The sequence below is a fragment of the Caballeronia sp. dw_276 genome (genome assembly GCF_018449635.1).
Classification (GTDB): Bacteria; Pseudomonadota; Gammaproteobacteria; order Burkholderiales; family Burkholderiaceae; genus Caballeronia.
Map to the genome: position 1 here is coordinate 34,467 of NZ_JAAVUV010000017.1, position 26,599 is coordinate 61,065.

Here is a 26,599-nt window from a genome sequence, read left to right on the forward strand (position 1 = left end):
TGGGCTCAGTGCTTGATGATGTACAGGTCTTCGCTGCGGTAGTGGTCCATCGGATTCTTCGTGGAATAACCGCCCACGTAGCTTTTCACGAGACGCACGAGCGTGTATTGCAGGAGCGGCAGCATTGGATAATCTTCCATTGCAACCTTGCCGGCTTCTGTTTGCAGCTTCAGGCGCGTGGCCGGATCTGTGGAATTCGAGGCTTCATGCATCAGTGCATCGGCTTTCGGATTGCAGGCCTGGTTGTCGTTCTGCTCCGAGCCGCACTGAACCAGCGTGAGGAACGTACTGGCGTCGTTGTAGTCGGCGACCCAGCCGTTGCGCGCAATCTGGTAGTCCCCGTCATGGCGCTTTTTCAGCAAGACCTTGAATTCCATCGCCTGAATGTCGGTGTCGAGCCCGAGCTTGCTCTTCCATTCCGATGCCGCGAAGATCGCCATTTTCTTGTGATACTCGCTGGTGTTCATCGCGAATTGCAGCTTGGTGCCCGGCTTCACGCCCGCTTCCGCCAGCAGCTTCTTTGCCTCTTCCACGCGCTTCGCCATGGGCCATGAGGCCCAGTCATATGCGTTCACGTCCGCGCCCTTCACGCCTTTCACGATCACGCCATACGCCGCAATCTGGCCATCTGCCGTGACGCGCTGGGCGAGAATGTCGCGGTCTATGGCCATCGACAAAGCCTTGCGCACGCGTACATCCTTCAGCAACGGGTCTTTGTTGTTGAAGGAGTAATAGCGCAAGCCGAGCATGGGCGCGGCGCGCATCTCGTTCGGATACTCCTGCTTGTAACGCGCGAACGTGCCCGACGGCAATTGATAAACCCAGTCGTTGCCACCCGACTCGTACTGCTTTACGTCGGTGTTCTCATCTTCGATAGGCAGGTACGTCACCTGGTTGAGTTGCACGTAACCCGCGTTCCAATAATTTGGGTTCTTCGCGAGCACGAGCCGATTGTTCACTTGCCAGTCTTTCAGCATGAACGCGCCGTTGCTGACCAGCTTGCCGGGCTTGGTCCAGTCCTTGCCGTTCTTCTCCATCGCAGCTTTATTGATAGGGCCGAAGTTCGTGTTTGTCATCAGGTCGGGCAGGAACGGCACCGGATACGGGGTCTTTATTTGCAGGGTATTAGCGTCAATGGCCGTCACGCCAAGCGATGCAACCGGCTTCTTGCCCGCGACGATTTCCGTGCCGTTCAGGAGGAACATGCCGTAGGTGTTCGCGTACGGCGATGCCGTTTTTGGATCGACGAGCCGCTGGCAACTGAAGACAAAATCCGCTGCCGTGACCGGTTCGCCGTTGGACCACTTCGCGTTCTTCCGCAGATGAAAGATCCACGTTGTCGGGTCTTTCATTTCCCACTTTTCGGCGACGCCGGGTACCGTTTCGCCATCGGAGCGAACGGCGGTCAGGCCTTCGAAGAGATCACGCGTGACGTTGTTCGCCGGCACGGACTCGGCGACGTTCGGATCGAGCGTCTCGACTTCGCTGCCGTTGTTGCGCACCAGTTCCTGCTTCGCGGCGAGTTGCGTTCCGGGCGGGATGATGGCTGCGCGGGCGAGATCAGGCAGGATTGCGGCGCTTACGAGACACGCGGCCAATAAAGCGGAGGACCGGCGCGATGAACGAACAGATGGGGAAGCGAACGAAGCGAAATACATCAAGGAAACTCCCGGAATTCATTACTTGCCGCAAATGGCCAACGGCCGTTCGCGGTTACAGCGGCCTTCGACATGCGTTACGCGTTGAGCGCCACACGCCGAAGGTTTGGTTCATGGTTGTGATCGATCAGCTCTGGCGAACGCGTTCGAGGCGCGTCATTCGTCGTCGCTGCTCGGCGCCGTCTTGAACGAGAAGGTCACCTCGCCAACATACGGTTCGGCGTTCTTCTCGCACTTGTAGGCCTTCGCGGCGGTCGTGACGGCTTCATTGAAAACCGAAGTCGGTGGTGTTGTCCTGACGATTTTCACCGCGCCCACGCTGCCGTCCGGGTTGATCGTCAGATGCGCGATCACGTCGGCCGAGATGCCGTCCTGCAGCGCCTTGCGCGGAATCTGCGGCTGCACGGACTGACAATGTCCACGGCCGTCGACCACGCCATGCAATGCAGGCGGTGCGACAGGCGCTGCGCCCGTGGCTGCGACCGGCGGACCCGGCGGCGAATCGGACGGCGTCGTCGCCACGGCCGGCGCATTGGCGGACGGATTCGCCGCAGCCGGAATCTGCGCTTCCTTGGGCGCCGCCGATGGTTTGGCCGGCGGCGGTTTGGGCGTAGGCAACGGCTTGGGCTCGACCTTCTTCGGCACCGGCTTTTGCGGCGTGGGCGCCGGCGGCGGCTCGAGCTTCTTCACCTCGGGCGGCGGCGGTGGCGGAGGCGGCGGAGGCGCCATTCGCACCCGCAGTTCCTTTGGAGGCGGCGGCGCATCGGGCGTGAAGTTCACGTGCGAGAGACCGGCAATCAGCAACAACTCGACCAGCAGCGCGGCGCCGACCGCGACTTTCATCGATACCTTGCCGTCCTTCGATGCTCCCTTCGACGCCCACAGCGCCCCGTCCAGAGGCACGCGAGGCGTGCTGACCAGATGTACAGGAGCGTTCATGTCGTCGGATTCGTCGCCAATGCCACGGAGCTGATGCCGGCCGCGCGCACCAGGTCCATTACGTGGATGATGTTCTTGTAGCTTGTGCCCTCGTCGCCGGAGATGGCGACGTCGACCTTCTTCGAATCGCTCACAAGGCCTTTGAGGCGCGTGGTGAGTTCGTCGGGCGTGATGGGTTTCGCGTCGAGGTAAAGCTCGTCGGTCTTAGTCACGCCGATCGATACCTTGATGGTCTGCTGCAACGCCTCAGCGGTGCTCGATTGCGGCAAGTCCAGCTTGATGCCCGCGCCCTGAATCATCTTGAGCGTGGCGAGCATGAAGAAAACCAGCAGGAACATCATGATGTCGATCATCGGGATGATCTCGATGCGTGCCTTCTCTTCCGCGCCCAGATAATGACTGCGGTGATTTCTACTCATCTCTTACCTCTTCTGTTTCCAAACGGCATTGATGCATGCGCGGCATACGGCTCGAGAGCCCTTTTATGCAGCAGCTCATGCAGCAATTTCAGGGCGCACTTCGGCGTTGCGGCGAACCGGCGCGGAGAAGCGCGAGACCAGCAGCGACTTGATCAGGTCGAACTGATTGACCGTCATGCGGATGCGTTTGTTGAAGTAGTTGAGAAAGATCACGCAGATGATGGCGATGACAAGACCGCAAGCCGTGGCCGTCAGCGCATGTCCAATGCCGCCCGTCACGCCGTTGGGATTCGCCGTGCCGCTTGCGCCCAATACATTGAACGACTCCACCATGCCGATGATCGTGCCGAGCAGGCCGAGCAGCGGCCCGAGCGTGACGGCGGTATCGAGCACCCACAGGTTACGGTCGAGGCGCGGCATCTGGAACATGATCGCCTCTTCCACTTCGCGCTCGACAACGGCTTCGTCGCGGCCATTGACCTTCATGGCGGTCTTCACGAGTTCGGCCTGCACGGTCGAGTCGTAATGCTTGACGAGCTTCGCGGCATCTTCGGGGTGGTTGGCCTTCAGGAGCTTCAGATCGTGCTCGATGGTCTTGCCAGCGCGCACCGCTCTCGCAAAGAACACCAGACGCTCGATGATCACGGCCATGCCCAGCAGGAAGATGACGCCGAGAAGGGGAATAAGGCCCATCGACTGGACCGAATAATTAATGAGGGTATTCAGCACTGCGGACTCCGGTTAGGACAAACGACGCTAATCATTTTGTGGATGACGGTATTTCTTTATGCGGGCGGCTTCGTTTTCGACGCCGCTCGTAAAAGCGCGACTCTCTAAGCAACGGCTATGCCAAGCAATACGCTCGTGTTCCGCCCACTACGCTTGAAACGCGTTCGACCCGTTGATATTACGGCGAATTTCCGGTTTTGACCCAATACATCGTTTGTTGTCCCTGATTCTGTCGGGCGCCGTAGCGCCTATATCGTTCGCCTGGAATAAGCTTAATTACGGCATGTCGATCTTCTTCGCGGAATAAACCCATTCTTTGTGCACCAGATAATTATCATGGTGCTTATGAAAGCTGTACGTAATATATATGCCTCAGTCATGTTTTCGATTATCGAGGATTTCGCATGCTCCGAAACCCTGAGCTTCCCGATCGGCCTCAACACCGCTATAGCAAAGAGTTTGCACGGGGTATTACATAAACGCATTGCTTATGTTTATACTGTGCACACACGTCGTGATAACTATCAATCGCGGCTTTCAAACCGTAATGCACATTGTGATGCAGCCCGCTCCCTTTCAAGGTGCAGGGGTTGCACCATATTAATTAGACTAAATCCTCTAACTCCCCTTACAAACAACAGCGCGTCAAAATAAAGGGTGTTATTGCGACTCTGGAATACTGTTTAACGTTAATTCCTAAACAGTAATTTCCAATAAAAATAAAAACGCATTCATTTCAAATTCTTACTGCAGAAATAAATAGCCGTATTCGGCTTTTCTGTTAATTCCTTTTCGCAAATTGGCATAACTCGTGCTCTTGGTGCAGCCGCTTATCAACGGCGCCTTTCAACACGATTGAGATTGCGCCTTGACTGACGATGTTCAAACGACGCAACCAGCGTTTAGCGCGCCCCGCAATAAAAAGCGTCGACAAACATCGCATGACCGGTCCGTGCAACTCGCACGAGCCGGCCGGTTGGTTCGATCAAATATGCTCACTGACAAGAGGGAGAGCACGTGAAACAGAAGAGATTGGTAACGGCGATCAAGGGCATCATTGGCGCCGAACTCGTGCTGAGCGCTGCATTCATTCCGATGGCGCATGCACAAACCGCAGACCAGAGCGGCACAGGCGGCGCTTCGGGCACGACTTCCACAACGGCCACGACACCCGCCGCGTCGACGTCCGCGGCTCCGACCAAACTTGAAAAAGTGGAAGTCACGGGCTCGCTGATCCGCACTTCGGACAAGGTAGGCAACACAGAAGTCCAGACTGTGACAGCCAAGGAGATCGAACAAAGCGGCTACACCACGGTCGCCGATTTCCTGCGCGGCGTATCGGCGAACTCGGCCAGCAGCTGGTCGCAATCGACAATGAACAGCACCGCCCCGGGCGGCGCCGGCATTGCGTTGCGCGGCCTCTCCGAGAAGTACACGCTGGTGCTCGTCGACGGCCAGCGCGTCGCGAACTACGCGCAAGCGGTGAACTTCACCGATACCTTCTTCGACATCAACACGATCCCGCTGAACACCATCGACCGGATCGAAATCGTGAAAACGGGCGCCGTATCACAATACGGTTCGGACGCCATTGCCGGCGTGGTGAACATCATCACGAAGAAGAACTTCCAGGGCTTCCAGATCGACAGCCAGCTCGGCAAGGCACAACACCCGGGCGACGCACAAGGCAGCTTCAGCGTGCTCGGCGGCTTCGGCAACCTGGCGACTGACCGCTTCAACGTCACGGGTTCGGCAAGCTGGTACCGCGATTCGGGCTCGACCCTCGCTGATCGCGACATGACCAGCAGCCAGGACTTCACGCGCTTTGGCGGCAACAACCTGCCGGCCGGCAACAACCAGCAGACCTTCTGGACCCAGCCGGACGGCACCAACGTCCCGCTCAACCCCTGCCCGCCGAACACCACGACGGGACGCACCGGCGGCAGCACGTGTACCTACAACACGGCGCATGACTATTCGCTGGTTCCGTCGACCACACGCCTGAACGCCAAGGTGCGCGGCACGTTCCAGATCAACGACGACATGCAGGCTTACGCCGAGTTCTGGGGCAGCCGCGACGAGACCGTGCAGTACGGCGGCCTGCAGTCGGCGAGCAGCTTGTCGAACGTGTACAACCCGCAGACCAACAGCATTTCGCCGCTCAACCGTACGGTGCCGGGCACCAATCCGTTCAACCCGTTCGGCGTCGATACACCGATCAACTACACCTTCCCGACAGCGGGCGTAGGCGTGGATACCGTCTCGACGTTCTGGAAGGCATCGACGGGGATCAAGGGATCGTTCACCACGCCGAAGCTGGGCGACTGGGACTGGTCTGTCGATGCAGGCCATTCGCAAAGCACGGTGGACAGCCACTTCTACAACTCGCTGGATGTGGCCGGCTGGCAGAACGTGCTGCAAAACGGCACGTACAACTTCCTGAATCCAGGCTCTACGCCGAACGGTCTCGACGGCGTGTTCCGTGACGACTTCCAGCAAGCCATCACGAAGCTCGATACGGTCAGCGCGAAGACCTCGACATCGAATTTGTTCACGCTGCCTACAGGCAACGTGGGCCTCGGCCTCGGTACCGAGTTCCGTCATGAGAGCTCGATCATCAACCCGCGCACGTATTCGTCGCAGGGTATCGTGTCGCCGGCGCAGATCCAGACGGTGGACGGCTCGCGCAACGTGGCGGCCGTGTTCTACCAGGTCGAGATCCCGATCATCCGTGCATTGACGTTTACGCAGTCGGGCCGCTATGACCATTACAGCGACTTCGGCGGCGCGTTCTCGCCGAGCTTCGCGTTGCGCTATCAGCCGGTGCAGGCGTTCACGACCTACGCATCGTTCAGCCGCGGTTTCCGTGCACCGACGCTGGTCGAAAACTCGCAGGCTTCGTACACGGGTCACCAGAACCTGACCGACCCGTTCGATCCCCGTGGGCCGACCAAGGCCTTCACGACCGAGTTCACGAACGGCAACCCGAACCTTCAGCCTGAGCACACGAAGAACTACAACATCGGCTTCCAGTTGTCGCCGGATGCAACGACCGACATTGGCGCAGGCTTCTACAAGGTTCGCATTGACGGTGTGATCGGCACGCCGGATCCGGTGGCAGTACTCGCCGCAAACGATCCGACCCAGGTCATCCGCAACCCGGACGGCACGCTGCGCTACATCAACTCGCAGTTCATCAACTTGGGCTCGCTCGATACCGATGGCTTCGACTTCAACTGGCGCAAGACGGTCGGCACGCCGGTCGGTTCGTTCACGCTGTCGGGTGACTGGGCCTATGTGTGGCACTTCAAGCTGCATAGCCCGGGCGCTGCGACGGCGGACTTCGCCGGTAACAACCTGGCGTTGAACCAGCCGTTCGGTGCATCGAATCCGCGCTGGAAGGGCAACACGGACCTGACCTGGGATTACCGCAAGTTCACGACCACGCTGACCTGGCAATACACGGGTCCGTACACGAACGCGATTGCGGATATCAACGGGGACACGCCGTTGTCGGTGGCGTCGTATAGCCAGTTCAACCTGTTCACGAGCTATCACGGCTTCAAGAACTGGACCATCTATGCGGGCATCAACAACCTGTTCGATAAAAAACCGCCGTTCGATGCCGAATGGACCTCGGGTGCAGATTTGACGGGTTACGACCAGTCGCTGTACACGGATGTCGGCCGCTTCTTCCAGATCGGCGCGACGTACCGGTTCAAGTAAATTGCTTTAAACCTTGGTTGGCATCACAGCCGGATCTGTCCGGGGCACGGAAGTCTTTCGTGTCCCGGACAGCGCGTTTGCACGCTGGCATTTCCAACGTCCCTGAATCAAAACATTCGGATGCCGAAGTACATCGTTGTTATCGGACAGCGAGGCGTCACTATCGGCCACGTTATGTGCGCCAGCCCACATAGCCCGTGATGCCGCCCCATGAAAGTGTCGCCGATGCGCATCAATGCGGCCTGGAAAACATACCGAGGTACTAACTTCTGAACTAATTGCACTATTCTTATATGAACAATCCGGCTCGCATGATCGTTACCGAGCTGGCAAGACATCTGCCCAGGGGGCTTCGGCATGAGCCTGTTATCTTTTCGCGCGCCCGTCCTGTACGCGGCGTGTCATCGCTGCGGCAATGCGCTGACCCACGGCGAAGACGAATGCCCGCATTGCGGCACGAACCAGTCGCGCGCCCTGCGCGTGATGGGCGCATCCAATACGGTCGACTACGGCAACAATGTCGTGCTGATGCCCGGCCGCATGCTCGTGCCTTACCCAAGCGTGCCGGAAGAAATCGATACCGCGATGAACATCGCGCGCGAAAGAAAACGCGTGCTGAAACGCGCCGCGTTCTACCTGGCAAGTGCCGGAATGCTCGCGATGGCGCTGGGGCTGGCCTATGCACCGGCGCTGCGCTCGCCGGCGGTGCAGCGGCTGGCGGCATTGCCCGAGCCCGCAATGCGCCGGGCGGTAATCGCGCCGGTCGTTCCCGTGGCGCCCGAGGACAACGCGGACGTTGCCATTGCGTCAAGCGCGACTGTGCTTGCAGCTGCCAGTTCGACGAACGTGCGCGATGTGGTGCCTGCGCCTCGAGCGGTTGTAAAGACGATCCCGCCCGCGAGTGTGGCGTCAAACCAGCCGAGCCAGCCGGTTGCTTCGCATGTCGTGAAGCAAGCCGCCGTTGACAAACCAGCGGCTGTCACTCCGCCTGCTGTCGTGGCGGTAAAACCCGTTGCACCGCCTGTTGTAGCGGTTGCATCACCGGAAACGAGCACCAGTTCTGAAAAGACCGCTGAGGCTTACGCGTCTGTCTCCGCCATGGCAAGCAACGCGCTCGCGGCGACGGAAGCGCAGGCCCACGCATTCAACCAGAACGTTGCGAACACGTACAACGCGCTGCTGGCATTGGCTGTATCGACGATCCATCCGGCGCCGGCGGAAGTTTCTGCTCAGGCCGAGGCGCCGCCCGCCGTCTCGAGTTCGGCACCTCCAGCAGGCAAACCCGCTACCATTGCGAAGGCGGCGGCTCCCGCGCGTACGATTACCGCAAATACCCCGACGGCAATCGTGCATGCACCAGCCGTCGAGGAAGCCAAGCCTCGGGTAGAGACCGCCGTCACAACCCAAGCAGCGCCGGCTATCGCGCCGCCCGTGCAGGTTATGACGACAGCTGCGGCAGCCGCGCCCCGCCCGGCTCCGCCCGCGCCCAACCCGACCGCTACCGCCGATGTCCCGATCGCGAGTCACGCGCCGGAACCCTCCGCGCTGACTGAAAACGGCCTGCCGCGCATGTCTATGGCGCCCATCTCGCCTGCCATGACCGCCGAGCGTCCGCCTGCCGGCAGTCCCGGCGAGACGCTGTATATCGCGCGTCTGGCGCTGCTCACGAACGACCTGAGCGCCGCGCGCAAAAATCTCGCAGAGGTTCCGTCGTCGCTTGTCGACGATGTCGAAGCAAAGCGCATCCGAGAAGAACTTGCCCAACGTGAAAGCGCACGCGATACCGCCATGCAACGCGCCCGCGCCTGCGACGCCGCTTCGTCCTGGCGCTGCGCACGCCGTTACGCAAAAGAAGCGATAACGATCGACGCCAGCTATCCAGACTCGCGCGTCCTGCTCAAACGGGTGAATTTCAAGGCAGCGCAGGCGAAGAAAGCCGCCGATGCCGCCGCGCTCCAGGCCGGCGCTGCGAACAATGCAGCGCATGCGCCAGTGCATTCGGCGCCGATCCGCGAATCGGTCGCGGTGTCCGCGGTTTCGCGTTCCGTGACGCCGGGCGCGCCGCAACAGAACACGTACGCCGCGCCACCGGCGTCGTCGAACAGCAACAGCGCGCCACATTTGTTCGCAACGCCGCCCGTGCGTACGACGCACGAATCACACGTGATTCATGACGCACGGGAAACACGCCCTATCGTCGAAACGCGCGAACCGATTACCGTTGCGCCGCCTGTGAAGGCTCCCGAGCCGGAAGAGTCGCAATCACGCGTCTTTGGCGGCGGCGTACCGATCCGTCCACCGGGCCGCGGCGACGCACATTGAGCCTTTAAAAGCACGCTAATTCGCCGGAATCGTCACGATCGGCGTCTTGGCGTCCTGATTGGACTCCGCAAGCGCCATCAGCATCTGCACGACGGTGAACGCATATTTCGAATCGAAATCACGCCGGTCGATCCAGTACTGCGACGGCCCGTACTGGATATCGATATACGCATCTTCCGGCGGTTTCTGGCCGACGTGGACCACGATCGTCGGCCGCGTCTCCACCCCGATCAAGCCGATGGTCGGTTTCGTCGACCCGTGCGCCACGAGTTCTTCCGGCACGTCGACCTGAGCGCCGAGGTCGGTGAGAATGCCGAGCACGGAGCGCGTGACCATAGGGATGCGTTCGCCGCGCTGGGCGGATTGCCCATAGACGACCTCGTAGGTTTTCGTCTTCGGCGACAGCTTCAACAGACGCCGCACGAGCATCAGATCCTTCGACGTCTCTGCATTCTCCCCGCTGGTGGTCGCGCCGAGCGTGATGTACACCCGGCTCACATGGTCTTCATCGCGTGTTTCCACGTTCAGCTGGCCCGCAAGCTGAAGCCGGCGGAACGCCTGGATCAATTCGAAGAAACCCACGCTGCCGTTCGCATTCGGTCCGCCCATTGCGTTCGCATTTTGTAAGCCGCCGACCGATTGCGCGGTGATGCGCAACAACAGGTCGATTGGAATCGCGCTTTCGGCAAGCGGCAGCACCAGCCCGGGCGCGAGCGGACGGATGTAGGCGGTCGCAAAGGCCTGGCCCGTCGTTGGCGTAAAGGTGAACGTGGGATGGTTCGAATAGGACACGCTGCCGGTTGCGGCGGCGAAGTTCTGCGTGGTGTCGCCGGCGCTGAAGGTGGAACCGGCGGTGGCATCGAAGGTATAAGCCGCGATGATCTGGCTGACGCTGAGGAACGCAGGCGAATCGGCGAAGCGGATGCCGACGAGCGCTGCGAGTATTTCGCGCTTTTTGGCTTCACCGAGCGCTCTCGCGTAATCGACCTGGTCGGCCTTGAGCCGTTTTGGACCGATGGCGGAACAGCCCCCGGCGGTGATGCAGACACACAACATGGCGGACAGAAGGGCTTTTCTTCGCATTCAGCTGGACCACGGTAATGCGGGCAGCACAATGCCGCCCGGCGAACCGCTGCCGTTGCAACTTCCGTTCCCCGACGTCTATTTCCTCTGTAGAAACCTTCTGCGCCCTATTGCGGCGTTGACGGCGTCATCGTCTTCTTCGGAGTTGTCGCGCCCGTTGCGCCAGAGCCATACGTGGCCTTTTCGGCGCGCTGAATGTCGTTCGGGTAAGTGGGATCATTGGCCGTCGGCTGATAACCATGGGCTTCGAGATTCTTCAGATCCGCCTTCTCCGATGCCCGCGTCGGCGGCGAATTATTCGGCTGCGCGGTTTGAGCCTGAGCGGACGCGGCAAACGAAATTGCCATCGTCATCGCTACAAAACCAGTACGTACAAGATGAAGTTTCGACATGGCGGCCTCCGGGCTTTAGTTATCACGATGAATATCGCAACGCATCGCGCATGCCCGGCCTACTGGCCCAACTGACCGTTATGGATTCAGTCGCGCAGCCGCGCGTCTGACGATCTCAGTGCGAACTGCGCGCCCTGCTTCGCCACGATTCCACACGAGGTCGACTACGGCCTTGGGCGCGGTATCCGGCGTGCCTGAATTGAAGGGCGGCGCGGGTGCGTATTCCAGTTGAAGCTGGATGGCTTGCCCTTCGGTTTCGCCAATCAAATCAGTCAACAGCGTCAGCGCAAAATCGATGCCCGCCGTCACGCCCCCTCCGGTCATGAGGTTGCCGTCCTGCACCACGCGCGCCTTGACGGGAATCGCGCCGAACTGATCCAGCCAATGATGAGCCGCCCAATGCGTTGTCGCCCGCCGGCCGCGCAGCAATCCTGCTGCCCCCAGCACCAGCGCGCCCGTGCAAACCGACGTCACGAAACGCGCGTTCGCCGCCTGCTTCCGGATGAAATCGAGCGCGAGAACGTCTTCCATCAATTCACCGACGCCCACGCCGCCGGGAATGCACAACACATCGAGCTGTGGGCACTCGCCATAGATGATGGAGGGTATCAGCGACAGCCCGCTGCTCGACTTCACGGGTTCAAGCGTCTTGTTCACAAGATGAACTTTTGCGCCGGGGACGGACGCGAAGACATCATGGGGACCGGTTAGATCCAGTTGCTGGACGCCGGAGAAAACAAGAAAGCCGATATGCAGGGTCATGGTGAATCGCCTCACGAAGAGTGAACAACCGAACTGGACGGCTTGAAGATACCTCGTTAATCTTTGGCGAGATTGTCAATTGACCCTCGTTTCACGCCAAACTTATTTCGAGTTGAGATGAACCGCACGCCACGCCGTATCGATATTTTCGCGTTTCCCGATGTCCAACTGCTCGATGTTTCCGGTCCGCTGCAGGTGTTTGCATCGGCTAACGAATTGTCGATTGCGGCGGGGCTCGACGCGCCTTACGTGCCGCGCGTCGTTGCGGCGACTTCCGGCGAAGTCCACAGCACCGCCGGACTCGGGTTGTTCGCGCATCCCTTGCCGTCCGCGAGCGAAACCACCGATACGCTGATCATCGCGGGAGGCCGGGGTGTGCACGCGGTATCGAAGGATGCGGCGCAGGTCGCATGGGTCCGGGAACGCGCGCCGCGGGCGCGGCGGGTGGCATCGGTATGTACCGGCGCCTTTCTGCTAGCCGCCGCCGGCCTTCTCGACAAACGCCGCGCCGTCACGCACTGGGCGCATTGCGACCTGCTGGGCAAGCGCTTTCCGGACGTGCGGGTGGACCCCGCGCCGATCTTTATCCGCGATGGCGCGGTGTGGACGTCGGCGGGCGTAACGGCGGGTATCGACCTCGCGCTCGCGCTCGTGGAGGACGATCTGGGCCGCGAGCTCGCACTCGATGTCGCGCGCGAACTCGTGGTTTTCCTGAAACGGCCAGGCGGCCAAGCGCAATTCAGCGCGACGTTATCGCTGCAAAAAGCAGGCGACCGGTTTGCGGAATTGCACGCGTGGATCGCGGAGAACATGGCAGCGGATTTATCCATCGCGATGCTCGCCGAACGCGCCGGCATGAGCGAGCGCAGTTTCGTGCGGCACTATCGCGCGCAGACCGGCGTCACGCCCGCACGCGCCATCGACAGGTTGCGGGTGGAGGCGGCAAGGCGCCTTCTCGGCGACACCGCGTTCCCGATCAAGCGCGTCGCGGCGCGCTGCGGGTTTGGATCGGAGGAAACCATGCGGCGCAGCTTTTTGCGCTCGACGGGCGTCTCGCCGCAAGCGTATCGCGAACGATTTTCGGCGCTGGGCGGCGATTCGGATATGGGGACGCGGTCGTGACGCAACGCGGCGGCGCAGCAAACGGGCCGCCCTCAGATTTCAGGCCTTACGCCATGTCAAAAACGTGGAATTTCGGGATAATGCTGCATTGCGCACGCCACAGTCCACATTTCCCGCCCCATGTCCATTATCGATATCCCCAATGATCCGCTCGGGCGCGTCGTCGCCCCCTATGGCGCTGGTCCGGCAGAGGTCGCGCTTGCCGTAGGCGGACTGGCGATCGGCACAGGCGAATTTGCTTCCATGACCATCCTGCCGATCATCGCGCACGGTCTGGACACGTCGCTGCCCACCATGGGCCACATCATCAGCGCGTACGCGCTCGGTGTTGTGATCGGTGCGCCGCTGATCACCATCTTCTTCGCCAAGATCCCGCGCCGCGCCATGCTGATCGGCCTGATGCTGATGTTCGCGTTCGGCAACCTGCTGAGCGCGCTCGCACCCAATTACACGCTGCTGCTGATCGCGCGCTTTATTTCAGGTGTGCCGCACGGCGCGTATTTTGGTGTGGCCGCGTTGACGGCGGCATCGCTGGTACCGCCCGACCGGCGTGCGCGGGCCGTCGGACGCGTGATGCTGGGATTGACCATCGCGAATATCTTTGGCGTGCCGCTCGCAACGTGGCTCGGCCAATGGCTCGGCTGGCGCGCGGATTTCCTGCTCGTCGGCACGCTCGGCATCCTCACCATGATCGGCGTGCGCGTCTTCCTGCCGCCTATTCACGCGGGCGGCGCCACGCCCCGGCGTGAACTCGGCGTGTTCCGCCGCGCGCAGGTCTGGCTGACGCTTTCGGTGATTGCGGTGGGTTTTGGCGGCTTGTTTGCGGTCTACACCTACATCACACCCACGCTGCTGAACGTGACCCACGTCGCGCCGTGGCGAGTGCCGTTGCTGCTCGGCGCGCTGGGCGTCGGCATGACGGCGGGCAGCTTGATCGGCGGTGTTCTCGCCGACAAATCCCGCCTCTGGACCATCTTCGGCATGCTGATCTGGAACGCGGCGGCGCTGGCGGCGTTCGCGTATTCATCGGCTAATGAATGGACAGCGACGCTCAATCTCTTCGCGATGGGACTCGGCATCGCGGTTGTCCCTGCCGTGCAGACGCGCCTGATGGACGTGGCCGGCGACGCCCAGACCGTGGCCGCCGCGCTCAACCATTCGGCCTTCAATATTGCGAACGCCCTGGGTGCGTGGGCTGGCGGCGTGGTGGTCGCGCTCGGCTTCGGGCTCGAAGCAACGGGCTGGACGGGCGCCATCCTCGCCTGTGGCGGCATTGTGCTGCTCGGCGTTTCCGTTGCAGTCGAGCGACGCTCGTTGTTGCCCGGCCCACGCACGGCCGGCGCATACGCCGAATAACTCGGGGCCGTATCCAACTCCTTTTGCACGTCGCATAATGCGGCTTCTGACGCTGGCCAAATAAATAATCGGTGGCGATTCCTTACGGAGTCCCTCAAGCCGGAAGCCGCATTTGCCGTTATTACAATCAGGGCTGGCCAACAAGAGGGTCGTGAGATAGACACCCGCCGCGCCTGTTGTGAACGCCGACATCGAACAAAAGTGAGTCAAGAGCCGCATTCGCCGTCGGCTCGGAGCGCCGATGAACGTCCATTCCGAAAAGCCGGCCACGCTCGTGGCGGATCAAAGCCACGATGAATCCGTCGTGGCTTTCGCACGCCCGGCGCCCGATGCGCCGAGGCATGCGAATGCGGACACGTGCATCGATTCGCTGTTGCGCAATGCCGCCACCCTCGCCGATACCACCTGTTGGGCGTGGTATCAGCCCGGCGCCGGCATGCATCTCGCGGCGCAGGGTTCGCTTGACGATGCCTGGCCCGCCGTTCTCTCCGTCGACGATTTCCACGCCTACTGCACGACGCATCGGCTGTGCCTCTGGCCGACCGGCAGCGGCGAAAATATCCTCGGCTGGCTGCTCGCGCCGGCGGCCGAAGCTGCGAACCGCTCGCTCGCCGACTTCGCGCGAAGCCTCGGCGAAGCGCTGCAAACAGATGCCCTCGCGCGCGCCCAGACCACGCAACGCGTGCTCTACGAGATCGCTTATCTTGCGAGTTCCGTGCGTGATCGTTCCGAATTCCTGCTCGGCGTGCATCGGCAACTTGCCACGCTCATCGACGCAGAGAATTTCTATCTCGCGCTCTACGATCCTTCGAACAACGAAATCACCTATCCGTATTACGTCGATGTCATCGATACCTGCGCGCTCGATCCGGCCGCTTACGACACGCTGGATTTATCGTGTCTGTCGCTTACTGGCCAGGTGCTGACCACCGGCCAGCCGCTTTTGATCGATGCCGCCGGAATCGCCGCCGCCGAAACCGAAGGCCGTTTCTTTTGCGTGGGCGACCGCCCCGAATTCTGGATGGGCGCGCCGCTCAAGAACGCGTCCGACGAAGTGTTCGGCATGATCGCCATGCAGGTCTACGACGTTGCGCGGGTCTACAGCGTGGAGGATCGCGCGCTCTTTCTGGTGGTCGCGCGGCACGTGGCGATGGCGCTCGACCGCATCTTGCATCGGGCGGATCTCGAGGAAACGGTGTCGCGCCGGACTGCCGAGTTATCGGAAGTCAATCGCGCGCTGCGGCTTGAAATCGCGGAACGAAAACGTGCCGAGCATTTGCAGGGTGCGCTGTTCCAGATCGCCGAACTGTCGAGCCGGCATGGCGACATGCTGGAATTTTTCCGCAGCTTGCACGGCATTGTCGGCGAGTTGCTGTACGCGCGAAACTTCTACGTTGCGCTGGTCGATATTGCTTCGGAGAACGTGTCGTTCCCCTATTACGTCGACGAACTGGTGAACACGTGCCCGGTTCCACGACGCGGCCGGCGCGGCCTCACCGAGTATGTGATTCGTGAACGCCGTCCGTGCCTGATCGATCTCGCTGAAGCAACGCGGCTGGTGGAAACGGGCGAAATAGAAGGCGCAGGCGAGAGCATCAAGTTGCGATCCTGGCTCGGGATTCCGCTGTTCGACGGCGACGAAGTGCGCGGCGTGCTCGCCGTGCAAAGCTATTCGTCGCGCGTGCGTTACTCGAAGCGCGACCAGGAATTGCTGACCTTCGTATCGCGTCATATCGATACCGCGCTGTCACGGCGCAGCGCCGCCGAGGCGCTGCACGCGGCGAACCTCGAACTCGAGGAACGCGTGCAGAACCGCACGCGCGAACTCGACGACGCAAACGCCCGCCTGCAACACGAAAATTCGCACGACGCGCTGACCGGCCTCCCGAATCGCAGCCACATGTTGCATCGGCTGCAGCAAGCGTGGCGTGATCATCATTGCGACGGCGAACAACTGGCGGTGATGTTCATCGACCTGGACCGGTTCAAGGTCGTGAACGACAGCCTTGGCCATCATTTCGGCGACATGCTGCTGGTACAGGCCGCGAGTCGTTTGCGCGGATGCCTGCGGGACACCGACCTGCTTGCACGTCTGGGCGGCGACGAGTTCGCGGTGCTCTCGCCGGGTGCGTCCCTTGAAACCGCCGTGGATATCGCCGAGAGGATCCTGGCCGCATTCGACCTGCCGTTCCATATCGATGAACATGTGGTGTTTTCATCGTGCAGCATTGGCATTGTGAGTCCGGACCAGCAGTTTCATAAGGAGCCCGCCGACCTTCTTCGCGACGCCGATACGGCCATGTATCGCGTGAAAAATGGCGGACGTGACAGCTTCGTGGTGTTCAACCATGAGCTTCGGCGCGAGGTATCGGATCAGGTTGAACGCGAAGGCGCGCTGCGCAATGCACTCAAACGCGACGACGAACTCGTGCCGTATTTCCAGCCCATCGTCTGCGCGAACTCGGGGCAACTGGTCGCGCTCGAAGCATTGATCCGATGGCGCCAGCCCGACGGCAGCGTGATCCCGCCCGGCGAGTTCCTGCCGGCAGTCGAAGGACTGCGTCTGATCGGGCGGCTCGACCTCTACATGCTTACGCGCGTGGCGGTCATCCTCGCGCAGCCCGAACATGCAGACTGGCCGCCAGTCCACGTGAACTGTTCGAGCTACAGCATGACGCGCGCTGAATTCGCCGATGATGTCCTCGCTCTGCTCTCGCGATACGCCGTCTCGCCCTCGCGCATCTGCCTGGAACTCACGGAAGGCGCGCTCGTCGCCGAACCCGATCTTGCAAGACGAACCATGCAGCGTCTTGCCGATCACGGCATGTCGGTCGTGCTCGATGACTTCGGCGCGGGATTTTCATCGCTGAGTTATGTGCATCAATACCGGTTTAGCGGCTTGAAGATCGACCGCTCGTTCATCTTCGAGCTGACCACGAGCCCGCGCAGCCGCGCGATCGTGCGAGCTATCGTGCGGATGGCGGAATCGCTCGACCTGACGGTGGTGGCCGAAGGCGTGGAAGATGCCGCGACGCTTGCCGTGTTGTGCGAAATGGGCGCGGCGCAGGCGCAGGGTTATTACTTCGCCCGCCCCATGCCATTGGAAGAACTCTTGCTCACCACGCTTCTGCCCCGTCTGCAAGTGCTGGCGCAGGAGCCTTGAGCGCATGCAAGTCGATGCTCTTCGCCGACAGCTATTGTTGCTCGCCGCGAGCGGCACATTGCTGCCCTTCTTTACCCGCCCGGCCTTCGCGCAGACAGGCTCTATGAACACGCGCGCGATTCCATCGACGGGAGAAATGCTGCCTGTCGTCGGCTGCGGCACATGGCGAACCTTCGACGTTGGCAACGACCCCGCCGCGCAGGCACGTCTTGCCGACGTGCTGCAGATTCTCTTCGATAACGGCGGCTCGGTCATCGATTCATCGCCCATGTATGGATCCTCGGAAGCGGTCGCCGGTTCGGTGCTGACGCGCATGGGCGCACACAAGCGCGCGTTTGTCGCAACCAAGGTCTGGACCGATGGACGCAATGCCGGCATTGTGCAGATGGAAAATTCGCTGCGTCTCTGGCAGCAGCCGCGCATCGACCTGATGCAGATCCACAATCTGCTGGACTGGCAGACGCAACTTGCCACCTTGCGCGACTGGAAGGCGCGCGGACGGGTCCGGTATATCGGCGTGACGCATTACACGTCGAGTGCATTTGGCGAAGTGGAAGCCGTGATGCGTTCGGAGAAAATCGATTTCGTGCAGATCAACTACGCCGCCGACGACCGCGCCGCCGAAGAGACCCTGCTGCCGTTGGCGAAGGACCGGGGTATTGGCGTGATCGTGAACCAGCCGTTTGGCGGCGGCGGCTTGCTTGGGCGGCTGAAGGACAAGCCCGTGCCTGAATGGAGCAAGGAGATTGAATGCACGACGTGGGCGCAACTGCTGCTCAAGTTCGTGCTTGCGAATCCGGCGGTGACATGCGTCATTCCCGGGACCGGCCGGCCCGAATACATGCGCGACAACGTACGCGCCGGCTTCGGCAGTTATCCGGATGAACTAATGAGGAAGCGAATCGCCGAGGCGGTGAGTTGACTTGGTGCGCTCGCGGCAACGTGGCCACTGGAACCGCACAAACCTCTCTCACCCTGGCTGCCGCCCCTTATCCGCGACCACCCGCGCCTCCGGCAGTACCTGCTCATCCACCGGCTGCTTCGACTCCGACGCCTGTTTCAGCAGGTTATTTGCCGCCGGCTCGATCACATCTGTGAGCGGTTTTGGAAATACGCCAACTGCAAGCACAAGTATCGCCAATGCGCCCAGCGTGACGAACTCCCGCGTACCAAGATCCGGCAACTTCGCAACGCGATCATTCCCGAGCGGGCCGTAAATTGTCCGCTTGTACATCCACAGCGTGTAGGAAGCGCTCAGCACGAGCGTAGTGCAGGCCAGCGCCCCGATCCAGAAGTTGAACTTGATCGCGCCCATGATCACCATGAACTCGCCGACAAACCCGGACGTGCCTGGCAAACCGACATTCGCCATCGAAAACAGCATCATGAATACAGCGAAGCGCGGCATCACATTCGCGATGCCCCCGTAAGCATGAATGGAACGCGTATGCATGCGCTCCCACAACATGCCGATACCCAGGAACATCGCGCCCGAAACGAAACCGTACGAGATCATCTGCACGATCGCGCCGTCAATGCCAATCTGGTTGAACAGGAAAATGCCGAGCGTGACGAGGCCCATATGCGCGATCGCGGAATAGGCAAGCAAACGGCTCATGTCGGTCTGCGCCAGCGCGACGAGGCTTGCATAGATCACGGCAATCAACGACAACACGATGATCGTCGGCGCGAAGAAATGCGCGGCGTCGGGCGTAACGGGCAACGAAAATCGAATGAACCCGTAAGCGCCGAGCTTGAGCATGCCGAGCACCACGGACGCACCCGTGGGCGCTTCCAGATGCACTTGTGGGAGCCAGGTATGGATGGGCCACATCGGTACCTTGACGGCGAACGCGGCAAAGAACGCAATGAACAGCAGCACCTGCGCCGTAAAGCCGAGGTGCAAGGCCTGCCATGCAGCTAGGTCGAACGTATGGGAACGATGGAACAGGTACAGCATCGCCACTAGCAACATGAGCGAGCCGCCGAGCGAAAAGAAGAAAAAGCGGAACGCCGCCATCACGCGATCTTTGCCGCCCCACGAACCAATCAACAGGTACATGGGGATCAGCGTGGCTTCGAAGAAGATGAAGAACAGCATGCCATCGAGCGACGTGAACACACCGACCATCAGGCCAGACAAGAACATGAACGACGCGAGGTACTGGCTGCATCGCGTCTTGATGGCGGACCACGATGCCAGTACCACGATCAGCGTCGTGAATGCAGTGAGCACCGTCAACCACATGGAGATTCCGTCCACGCCCAGGTGGTAGGAGATATCGAAATCAGGCAGCCAATTGATTCGCTCGACGAATTGCATGGACGATGAATGGGCATCGAACGCGGCGATCAACGGCAAGGTAATGGCAAAGCTCAGCGCCGCGCCGGCAAGTGCAAGCCAGCGGGCCGGCATGGGATTGGCGTCTGAGCCGATCGCCAGGATCGCCACGCCAAAGGCCATGGGAATCCAAATTGCGAGACTGAGCAGCGGTATGAAGTGCATCTTCTTGATCGACCTTGGGAAACTGCGGTAACTGGACACATTGCAGAACCGCTGCGCACGTGGCATGCACGGGCTGCAATCGGCGGCGCAATCATAGAGACCATAAAAATCGCGCGCATCAGTGCAAAGTCTTTCAAAAGACCTTCTGATTTGCTCTTGATCCTGCAGTCTCGGACACCCGTTTCCCCTGAAGCTCTACAACTAAATCTTTGATGTACTAGGTAAAAACCCTAAATAGCTACACTAGTGAATCAGTAATGAAATTGAAACCAACTCGATAACCGTCCGGGCGGTCTTTTTATTTATTGCGACACTATGTCGCATCGCAACATGCGTATTTTCGCTCGGGTAATAATTAGTAAATAAAAATCAGGGAATAATTCATAAAAATTCCGCTGTCAGCAATGCTGCGACACCACGCCGCGGCGTCCCAAAGTCAATTAATTTTTGCGTAAATCGCCACTAATCACATTCGTTCTGAAACGTTACCCTTCGGCCCGCAACCAAAAAAATAACGGCGGAGACTGGAGAACCGACCTTCAGGATTTATACAGATGAATGTAAAGCGATTAAAAAGGTATTGTAATTATTTTCCGGTGTTCGCTTCGTCTTTGGTTTCAGGCTGCAATCTTGATGTCCTGAACCCGAAAGGGAGCGTTGGCGTGGCCGAGAAGTCGCTGATCGTGGACTCGACCATCGCAATGCTCGTTGTCGTAGTGCCGGTAATAGCGTTGACGGCATGGTTTGCGTGGCGGTATCGGGCTTCGAACAAAGCGGCGGCCTATCTGCCGAAATGGGCGCACTCCACCAAGATCGAAATAGTGGTCTGGACCGTGCCGAGCCTGATCATTGCGTACCTCGCGATATTGACCTGGAATAGTACGCACGCGCTCGACCCGTATAAGCCTCTCCAATCGGAAATCAAGCCGATCAACGTAGAAGTTGTCGCGCTCGATTGGAAATGGTTATTCATTTATCCAGATCTGGGCATTGCCTCAGTCAATCAACTCGAATTTCCAGCCGGAACGCCGGTTAATTTTCGGATCACGTCTGATTCGGTGATGAATTCATTTTTCATTCCGCAATTAGGCGGTCAGATTTATGCCATGGCCGGAATGCAGACTCAATTACATCTATTGGCGAATGAGGCTGGCGATTATGCAGGGGAATCTGCGAACTTCAGCGGGAAGGGATTTTCAGATATGAAATTCCGCGCTATTGCGACATCAAATGCCGATTTCGAAGCATGGGTGCGGAAAGTAAAGGCAGCACCGGCGCAACTCGATGCCGACGTTTATGGCGCCCTCGCCGCGCCAAGCGAAAAGAATCCGGTCGCCTACTACTCGCATGTCGGTCCGGCCTTGTTCAACAACATCATCGCAAAGTACAACAACGGGAACGTTCGCAGCATGAGCGACCCGCGTTGCGACACGAAGGGGTAAGACGTGGGAATCCTGTTCGGCAAACTCACATGGGCGGCGATTCCGTTCGACCAGCCCATCATCATGGGCGCAGGCGCCATGATGGTTATCGCGGCGCTGGCCGTGCTGGTCCCCGTGACCTATTACAAAAAATGGGGTTATCTGTGGAACGAGTGGCTGACGAGCGTCGATCACAAGAAAATCGGCGTGATGTATATCGTCATTGCGTTCATCATGCTTTTGCGCGGTTTCGCCGACGCCATCATGATGCGTACCCAACTCGCGCTCGCTTATCACTCGCCCGGTTATTTGCCGCCTCATCATTACGACCAGATTTTCACCGCGCACGGCGTGATCATGATTTTCTTCATGGCGATGACTTTCATGGTCGGCCTGATGAATATCGTGGTGCCGCTGCAGATCGGCGCGCGCGACGTCGCTTTTCCTTTCATCAATTCACTGAGTTTCTGGATGACCGCAGTGAGCGTGGTGCTCATCAATATGTCGCTCGTGATCGGCGAATTCGCGCAGACCGGCTGGCTCGCTTATCCGCCGTTGTCTGAATTGCAGTTCAGCCCGGGGGTTGGTGTCGATTATTACCTGTGGAGCCTGCAGCTTTCGGGCGTCGGCACCCTGCTTACCGGCGTCAACTTCTTCGTGACCATTGTGAAGATGCGCGCGCCGGGCATGAGCTGGATGAAGATTCCGGTCTTCACCTGGACCGCGCTCTGCACGAACGTGCTGATCATGGCGTCGTTCCCGATTTTGACCGTGACGCTCGCGCTGCTGGGCCTCGACCGTTATCTCGGCATGCACTTCTTCACCAACACGGCCGGCGGCAATCCCATGCTGTACCTGAACCTGATCTGGGCGTGGGGACATCCGGAGGTATACATCCTGATCCTGCCCGCGTTCGGCATCTTCTCCGAAGTCATCGCGACGCACGCGAAGAAAGCATTGTTCGGCTACAAGACAATGGTCTATGCGACCTGCTCGATCATGTTTCTTTCGTTCGTGGTCTGGCTGCACCACTTCTTCACGATGGGTTCAGGCGCCAACGTCAATTCGTTTTTCGGCATCATGACCATGATCATCGCGATCCCGACGGGCGTGAAGGTATTCAACTGGCTCTTCACCATCTACAAGGGCCGGCTGGAATACAAACCGGCGGTGTTGTGGACCATCGGCTTCATGATCACGTTCACCATAGGCGGCATGACCGGCGTGATGATGGCGATTCCGGGCGCTGACTTCGTGCTGCACAACAGCCTCTTTTTAATTGCGCATTTTCATAACGTGATCATCGGCGGGGTGTTGTTCGGGTATCTCGCGGGTTTCAATTACTGGTTCCCGAAGGCCTTCGGTTTCAAGCTCAACGAGAAGCTCGGCAAGCGCGCGTTCTGGTTCTGGCTCGTCGGTTTCTACGTGGCGTTCCTGCCGCTTTACGTGCTCGGTTTCATGGGCATGACGCGACGCCTCAATCACTATGACAATCCGCAATGGCATCCGTGGCTGCTGCTGGCCGAAGTGGGCGCGGTGCTGATCGCCATCGGCATTGCGCATCAACTGGCTCAGCTCTACGTCAGCATTCGCGATCGCAATCTTCCAGAGAACCGCGACTTGAGCGGCGATCCGTGGGATGGCCGCACGCTCGAATGGGCCACGAGTTCACCGCCGGCGCCATACAACTTCGCCGTCATCCCGCACGTTCACGGACTCGATGAATTCACCCATCGCAAGGAAACCGGAGAGCTTGAAAAGCCGGTTCATTTCCACGACATCCATATGCCTTCCAACACGGGCGCCGGCGTGTTTATCGGTGCGTTCAGCTTACTGCTTGGCTTTGGCGGGGTCTGGCATATATGGTGGCTCGCGATCGTTGGCTTGATCGGGATCGTGGTGAGCGTGATCGTGCATTCGAGCGTCGAGGACGGTGGTTATTTCATCCCGGCGGAAACGGTTCGCCGGATTGAAGAAGGCCGCGGCCATGCGGCGCTCGCGCAGGAGATCAAATAATGCTGCAAAAAGTAAATACCGTGCATCTCGCCGACGATGGTCCTGCGGCGCACCATCACCCCGAGTCGCATAGCGTGTTTGGTTTCTGGCTGTACTTGATGACCGACTGCGTGATCTTCGCTGCGCTGTTTGCCGTATTCGCGGTGATGAGCCATCAGTTCGCGGGTGGCGCGAGCGCCAAGGATCTCTTCGAGATTAAGGGCGTCGCGATAGAAACGGCGATCCTGCTGGTCAGCAGCATCACGTTCGGTTTCGGCATGATCGGCGCGCAGAAGCAGAACCGTGGCGCGCTGCTGTTCTGGCTCGCGGTGACGTTCTTGCTGGGGGTTTCGTTCATCGTGCTCGAGATTCGCGAGTTCTCGAATCTCGTAGCCGAAGGCAACGGGCCTGATCGCAGCGCGTTTTTGTCGTCGTTCTTTACGCTGGTCGGCACGCACGGTTTGCACGTGACGCTTGGTCTGATATGGATGGTGGTACTCGCAGGCCAGGTGATCTTCAAAGGCAAGCTGAGCGCAACCATGTTGCGCCGGCTCACCTGCCTCAGTCTTTTCTGGCACTTCCTGGATGTGGTGTGGATCTGCGTCTTTACATTTGTCTATCTCGCGAGCGTGGCCTGAATGTCGAATTCAAACGTGCACAACGGTGAGACGCACGGCAGCGTGCGGTCCTACCTGATTGGCTTCGCGTTGTCGGTGATCTTGACGGCGGCGTCGTTTTTCATCGTGATGGGGCATGGCGTGCAAACCAGCACGGCGGTCTTGTTGATTGCCGTGCTCGCGTTGATCCAGGTTGTCGTTCATCTGGTTTATTTTCTCCATCTGAATGCATCGTCGGAACAATCCTGGAACGTCATGGCGTTCGGCTTTACCGTGATGACGGCGGTGATCCTGATCGGTGGATCGATATGGATCATGCACAACGTCAGCATGAACATGATGTCGCGTTGATCCGGTCCTTGTTTTATCGTGCCGCCGCGAGTTCGCTCGAACCGGTCTCGTGACTCATTGAAGGCGCAGCGGCACGCCCCGAACGCAACGCGAACAGTGACATGGCGCCTGCAAGACGGGCGCGAGTCTCACTGAAGGCAGTGGTTTGATTGGCGCCGCGCGCTGTCATACCGGTCAGCTCCCTTGCGGTCTGTACGCACGCAAAGAGCGGTCCAATAGCAAGTTCAACCTGCGTATTCCACGCGAACACGCGCTGCGTGCGCAAGGGCCGGAGCGCCACCTGCAACTCGTGCCAGCGACGGTCGAGCATACGCATGGACGCCATGCTTGCGTGCGCATCGAATGATGTTTCGCTTATGCGCTTGATCTCGTCGAGTGCGGCGAGCACGCCCTCCACCTTCGCTTCAATATGATGCGATGTGCGCAGCGGCATCATCAATACGGCGACCGCGACCGATACCGCGCAGCCTACGAAAACCTCTTCCACGCGCATCTCGACTAAAGGTCCGATCGCGAAGCCCAGTTCGCCATAGATAAGCCCGACCAGCACGGTGATAAAAAATACGCCTTGCCCGTAAGAAGTCAGGATGAAATAAGCCCATCCGAAAACGCACACGATCATTGCGGCGACGATGAACGCCGGCATGCCGTGAAGCGTCGCCACGAGCATCGCGCTGACCGCAACACCGGCCAGCGTGCCGAGAACACGTTCGCCAGTCTTGCGAATGGTATCGCCGCGCGAACGTGTACCGAGGAACACCACGAACGTGGTGATGACTGCCCAGAACCAGCGTTCCGGCGATACCGAATGCCCGATCAACATGGCGATCAGCGCGGCCGTCGTGGCCCGGCTTGCGGGCAGCCACGATAGAAGCCCGCGCCAGGACGCCACGGACGTTTTTGTCACGGTGGCGCGCATGGTCGAACTCGCTGCGTCCCGACCCGCGCGCGCAAGACGTCTCAAGGCGATCCGCAGACGGTCGCCGGTCTGATCGGAAAGCGCGCCTTCTCTTGCGTGCACGGACGCGGAGACTTCCACATCGATCAACCTTGCGCGCAGTCGCTGTGCGCCGGAAAAGTCGAGCAGATCGAGTTGCTCTTCAACCGCCAGCGCCGCTTCGTTCAGGGAGGATAAATGTGCGATGGCTTGCGCTTCGTCTGCGCGGCGATCGGCGAGTACGAGCGCCGCGCGCTGCGCAACCGTACCGAGCGCGCGCTCCAAGGTGGCGCGCGCACGCGTGGGTACGAGTACGCGCCCGGTGAGCACCACAATGCCGACGCCTGCCATCGATAACCCCAGCGTCATGCACACATGCAAAAAGCTCGGATGCAGATACAGCCCAAGGTAAAACGCGACGACGGCGGTCATTGCACTGCCAAGCGCACGCGGTCCACACGCCTGTACCAGCATGCCGGTGAAGAGCACTGCGAGAAACGCGGCATCGGCGACAAGCGGCCACGCTGCAAGCGCACTCGCGGCAACGAAACTCACACAGCCTGCGCCGTAGATTGCAGCGAGAGAAGCCAACCAGCCGCGCCATCTTGCATCGCGGAGAAACAGCGGCGCGATCATCGCGAGCAACAGTGCAAATGCGGCGAGCGTCGGTGGTTGGTGTGTTGCGACGGTCCAGCCGATCGTCACGAACCCGGTCAGCAGGCACGCAAGCGCACTGCGCAACGCGGTATGCAGGCGCAACGAGCCAGGATCGGATCCAAGGAGGGAAGACAGCAGGCGGGATGAAGGAACGGGTGTACTGAATGCATGAGACGCACCGGCAGCGAACCGATGACGTTGCGCGCGATGAAAAATCTGCGCGATGGAGGCAATGGACATGTGTAATACCCGGGGCAAGTGCCGGCTACGGCTTGTGGCCGTTTCCGATACGACGAGTCCGATGCATATCGATTAGATCAATCGCAGCGAACCCTCCTGTTTGCGTCGGGCAAAAAATTCAGCCGGGATCGCCGGTGAACGTCTTGCCAATGAGCGCGCACGAAACGTCTCGCGTTTCGCGTATACCCGAATACTACCGCGTCA

At 59.9% G+C, this 26,599-nt stretch carries 19 protein-coding genes; 10 read left to right on the plus strand and 9 right to left on the minus strand.

Annotation, left to right across the window (positions count from 1 at the left end; translation table 11 throughout):
- Window positions 1–5 precede the first annotated feature (5 nt).
- The 4 genes from HB633_RS28045 to HB633_RS28060 form a co-directional block, all read right to left on the minus strand.
- The gene (locus tag HB633_RS28045; RefSeq protein WP_213781437.1) at window positions 6–1,658 is read right to left on the minus strand and encodes a peptide ABC transporter substrate-binding protein; all 1,653 of its coding nucleotides are present in this window, start codon (window positions 1,656–1,658) and stop codon (window positions 6–8) included.
- Between the two features lie 156 nt (window positions 1,659–1,814).
- Complete coding sequence (locus HB633_RS28050; protein WP_213781438.1) at window positions 1,815–2,597, minus strand: energy transducer TonB; 783 nt, start codon at window positions 2,595–2,597, stop codon at window positions 1,815–1,817.
- Window positions 2,594–3,016, minus strand: coding sequence for a biopolymer transporter ExbD (locus tag HB633_RS28055; RefSeq protein ID WP_062002821.1), 423 nt, complete (start codon window positions 3,014–3,016; stop codon window positions 2,594–2,596). Before HB633_RS28055 ends, HB633_RS28050 begins: the two co-directional genes overlap by 4 nt.
- A 75-nt stretch (window positions 3,017–3,091) precedes the next feature.
- Complete coding sequence (locus HB633_RS28060; protein ID WP_056365575.1) at window positions 3,092–3,745, minus strand: MotA/TolQ/ExbB proton channel family protein; 654 nt, start codon at window positions 3,743–3,745, stop codon at window positions 3,092–3,094.
- Between the two features lie 1,017 nt (window positions 3,746–4,762).
- Between HB633_RS28060 and HB633_RS28065 the strand changes: the two genes are divergently transcribed.
- Both HB633_RS28065 and HB633_RS28070 read left to right on the plus strand, forming a co-directional pair.
- Window positions 4,763–7,471, plus strand: coding sequence for a TonB-dependent receptor (locus HB633_RS28065; RefSeq protein ID WP_213781439.1), 2,709 nt, complete (start codon window positions 4,763–4,765; stop codon window positions 7,469–7,471).
- A 357-nt stretch (window positions 7,472–7,828) separates the two neighbouring features.
- The gene (locus tag HB633_RS28070; protein WP_213781440.1) at window positions 7,829–9,793 is read left to right on the plus strand and encodes a hypothetical protein; all 1,965 of its coding nucleotides are present in this window, start codon (window positions 7,829–7,831) and stop codon (window positions 9,791–9,793) included.
- Window positions 9,794–9,808: 15 nt separating this feature from the next.
- Here HB633_RS28070 and HB633_RS28075 read toward each other — a convergent pair whose 3' ends face one another.
- The 3 genes from HB633_RS28075 to HB633_RS28085 form a co-directional block, all read right to left on the minus strand.
- Window positions 9,809–10,876, minus strand: coding sequence for a hypothetical protein (locus tag HB633_RS28075; protein WP_213781441.1), 1,068 nt, complete (start codon window positions 10,874–10,876; stop codon window positions 9,809–9,811).
- 107 nt (window positions 10,877–10,983) lie between these two features.
- Complete coding sequence (locus tag HB633_RS28080) at window positions 10,984–11,268, minus strand: DUF4148 domain-containing protein (RefSeq protein WP_213781442.1); 285 nt, start codon at window positions 11,266–11,268, stop codon at window positions 10,984–10,986.
- Between the two features lie 78 nt (window positions 11,269–11,346).
- Window positions 11,347–12,030: a DJ-1/PfpI family protein gene (locus HB633_RS28085; protein WP_213781443.1), complete on the minus strand. Its 684-nt coding sequence runs from the start codon at window positions 12,028–12,030 to the stop codon at window positions 11,347–11,349.
- Window positions 12,031–12,147: 117 nt separating this feature from the next.
- Here HB633_RS28085 and HB633_RS28090 point away from each other — a divergent pair, with 117 nt between their 5' ends.
- From HB633_RS28090 to HB633_RS28105, 4 genes are all read left to right on the plus strand, one after another.
- Entirely contained in the window at window positions 12,148–13,152 is a 1,005-nt protein-coding gene (locus HB633_RS28090; protein WP_213781444.1) for a helix-turn-helix domain-containing protein, read from the plus strand.
- 120 nt (window positions 13,153–13,272) lie between these two features.
- A complete protein-coding gene (locus tag HB633_RS28095; protein ID WP_213781445.1) occupies window positions 13,273–14,508 on the plus strand; it encodes an MFS transporter in 1,236 nt (411 codons plus the stop codon).
- A 241-nt stretch (window positions 14,509–14,749) separates the two neighbouring features.
- Complete coding sequence (locus tag HB633_RS28100; RefSeq protein WP_213781446.1) at window positions 14,750–17,671, plus strand: EAL domain-containing protein; 2,922 nt, start codon at window positions 14,750–14,752, stop codon at window positions 17,669–17,671.
- A gap of 4 nt (window positions 17,672–17,675) precedes the next feature.
- A complete protein-coding gene (locus HB633_RS28105; RefSeq protein ID WP_255581234.1) occupies window positions 17,676–18,593 on the plus strand; it encodes an aldo/keto reductase in 918 nt (305 codons plus the stop codon).
- 48 nt (window positions 18,594–18,641) lie between these two features.
- On the opposite strand, the gene HB633_RS28110 is transcribed toward HB633_RS28105, so the two are convergent.
- Window positions 18,642–20,177: an NADH-quinone oxidoreductase subunit M gene (locus HB633_RS28110; protein WP_213781447.1), complete on the minus strand. Its 1,536-nt coding sequence runs from the start codon at window positions 20,175–20,177 to the stop codon at window positions 18,642–18,644.
- 554 nt (window positions 20,178–20,731) lie between these two features.
- Between HB633_RS28110 and cyoA the strand changes: the two genes are divergently transcribed.
- From cyoA to cyoD, 4 genes are read left to right on the plus strand one after another with little or no spacing between them, the layout of a single operon-like run.
- A complete protein-coding gene (gene cyoA / locus HB633_RS28115; RefSeq protein WP_213781448.1) occupies window positions 20,732–21,619 on the plus strand; it encodes a ubiquinol oxidase subunit II in 888 nt (295 codons plus the stop codon).
- A 12-nt stretch (window positions 21,620–21,631) separates the two neighbouring features.
- Complete coding sequence (cyoB, locus tag HB633_RS28120; RefSeq protein ID WP_213781487.1) at window positions 21,632–23,614, plus strand: cytochrome o ubiquinol oxidase subunit I; 1,983 nt, start codon at window positions 21,632–21,634, stop codon at window positions 23,612–23,614.
- A complete protein-coding gene (cyoC, locus tag HB633_RS28125; protein WP_213781449.1) occupies window positions 23,614–24,231 on the plus strand; it encodes a cytochrome o ubiquinol oxidase subunit III in 618 nt (205 codons plus the stop codon). Before cyoB ends, cyoC begins: the two co-directional genes overlap by 1 nt.
- Window positions 24,232–24,561 carry a cytochrome o ubiquinol oxidase subunit IV gene (cyoD, locus tag HB633_RS28130; protein ID WP_213781450.1) on the plus strand — a complete coding sequence of 110 codons (330 nt, stop codon included), beginning with the start codon at window positions 24,232–24,234 and terminating at the stop codon, window positions 24,559–24,561. It begins immediately after the preceding gene.
- A 13-nt stretch (window positions 24,562–24,574) separates the two neighbouring features.
- On the opposite strand, the gene HB633_RS28135 is transcribed toward cyoD, so the two are convergent.
- Window positions 24,575–26,395 carry an FUSC family protein gene (locus HB633_RS28135; protein ID WP_213781451.1) on the minus strand — a complete coding sequence of 607 codons (1,821 nt, stop codon included), beginning with the start codon at window positions 26,393–26,395 and terminating at the stop codon, window positions 24,575–24,577.
- Between the last annotated feature and the right edge of the window lie 204 nt (window positions 26,396–26,599).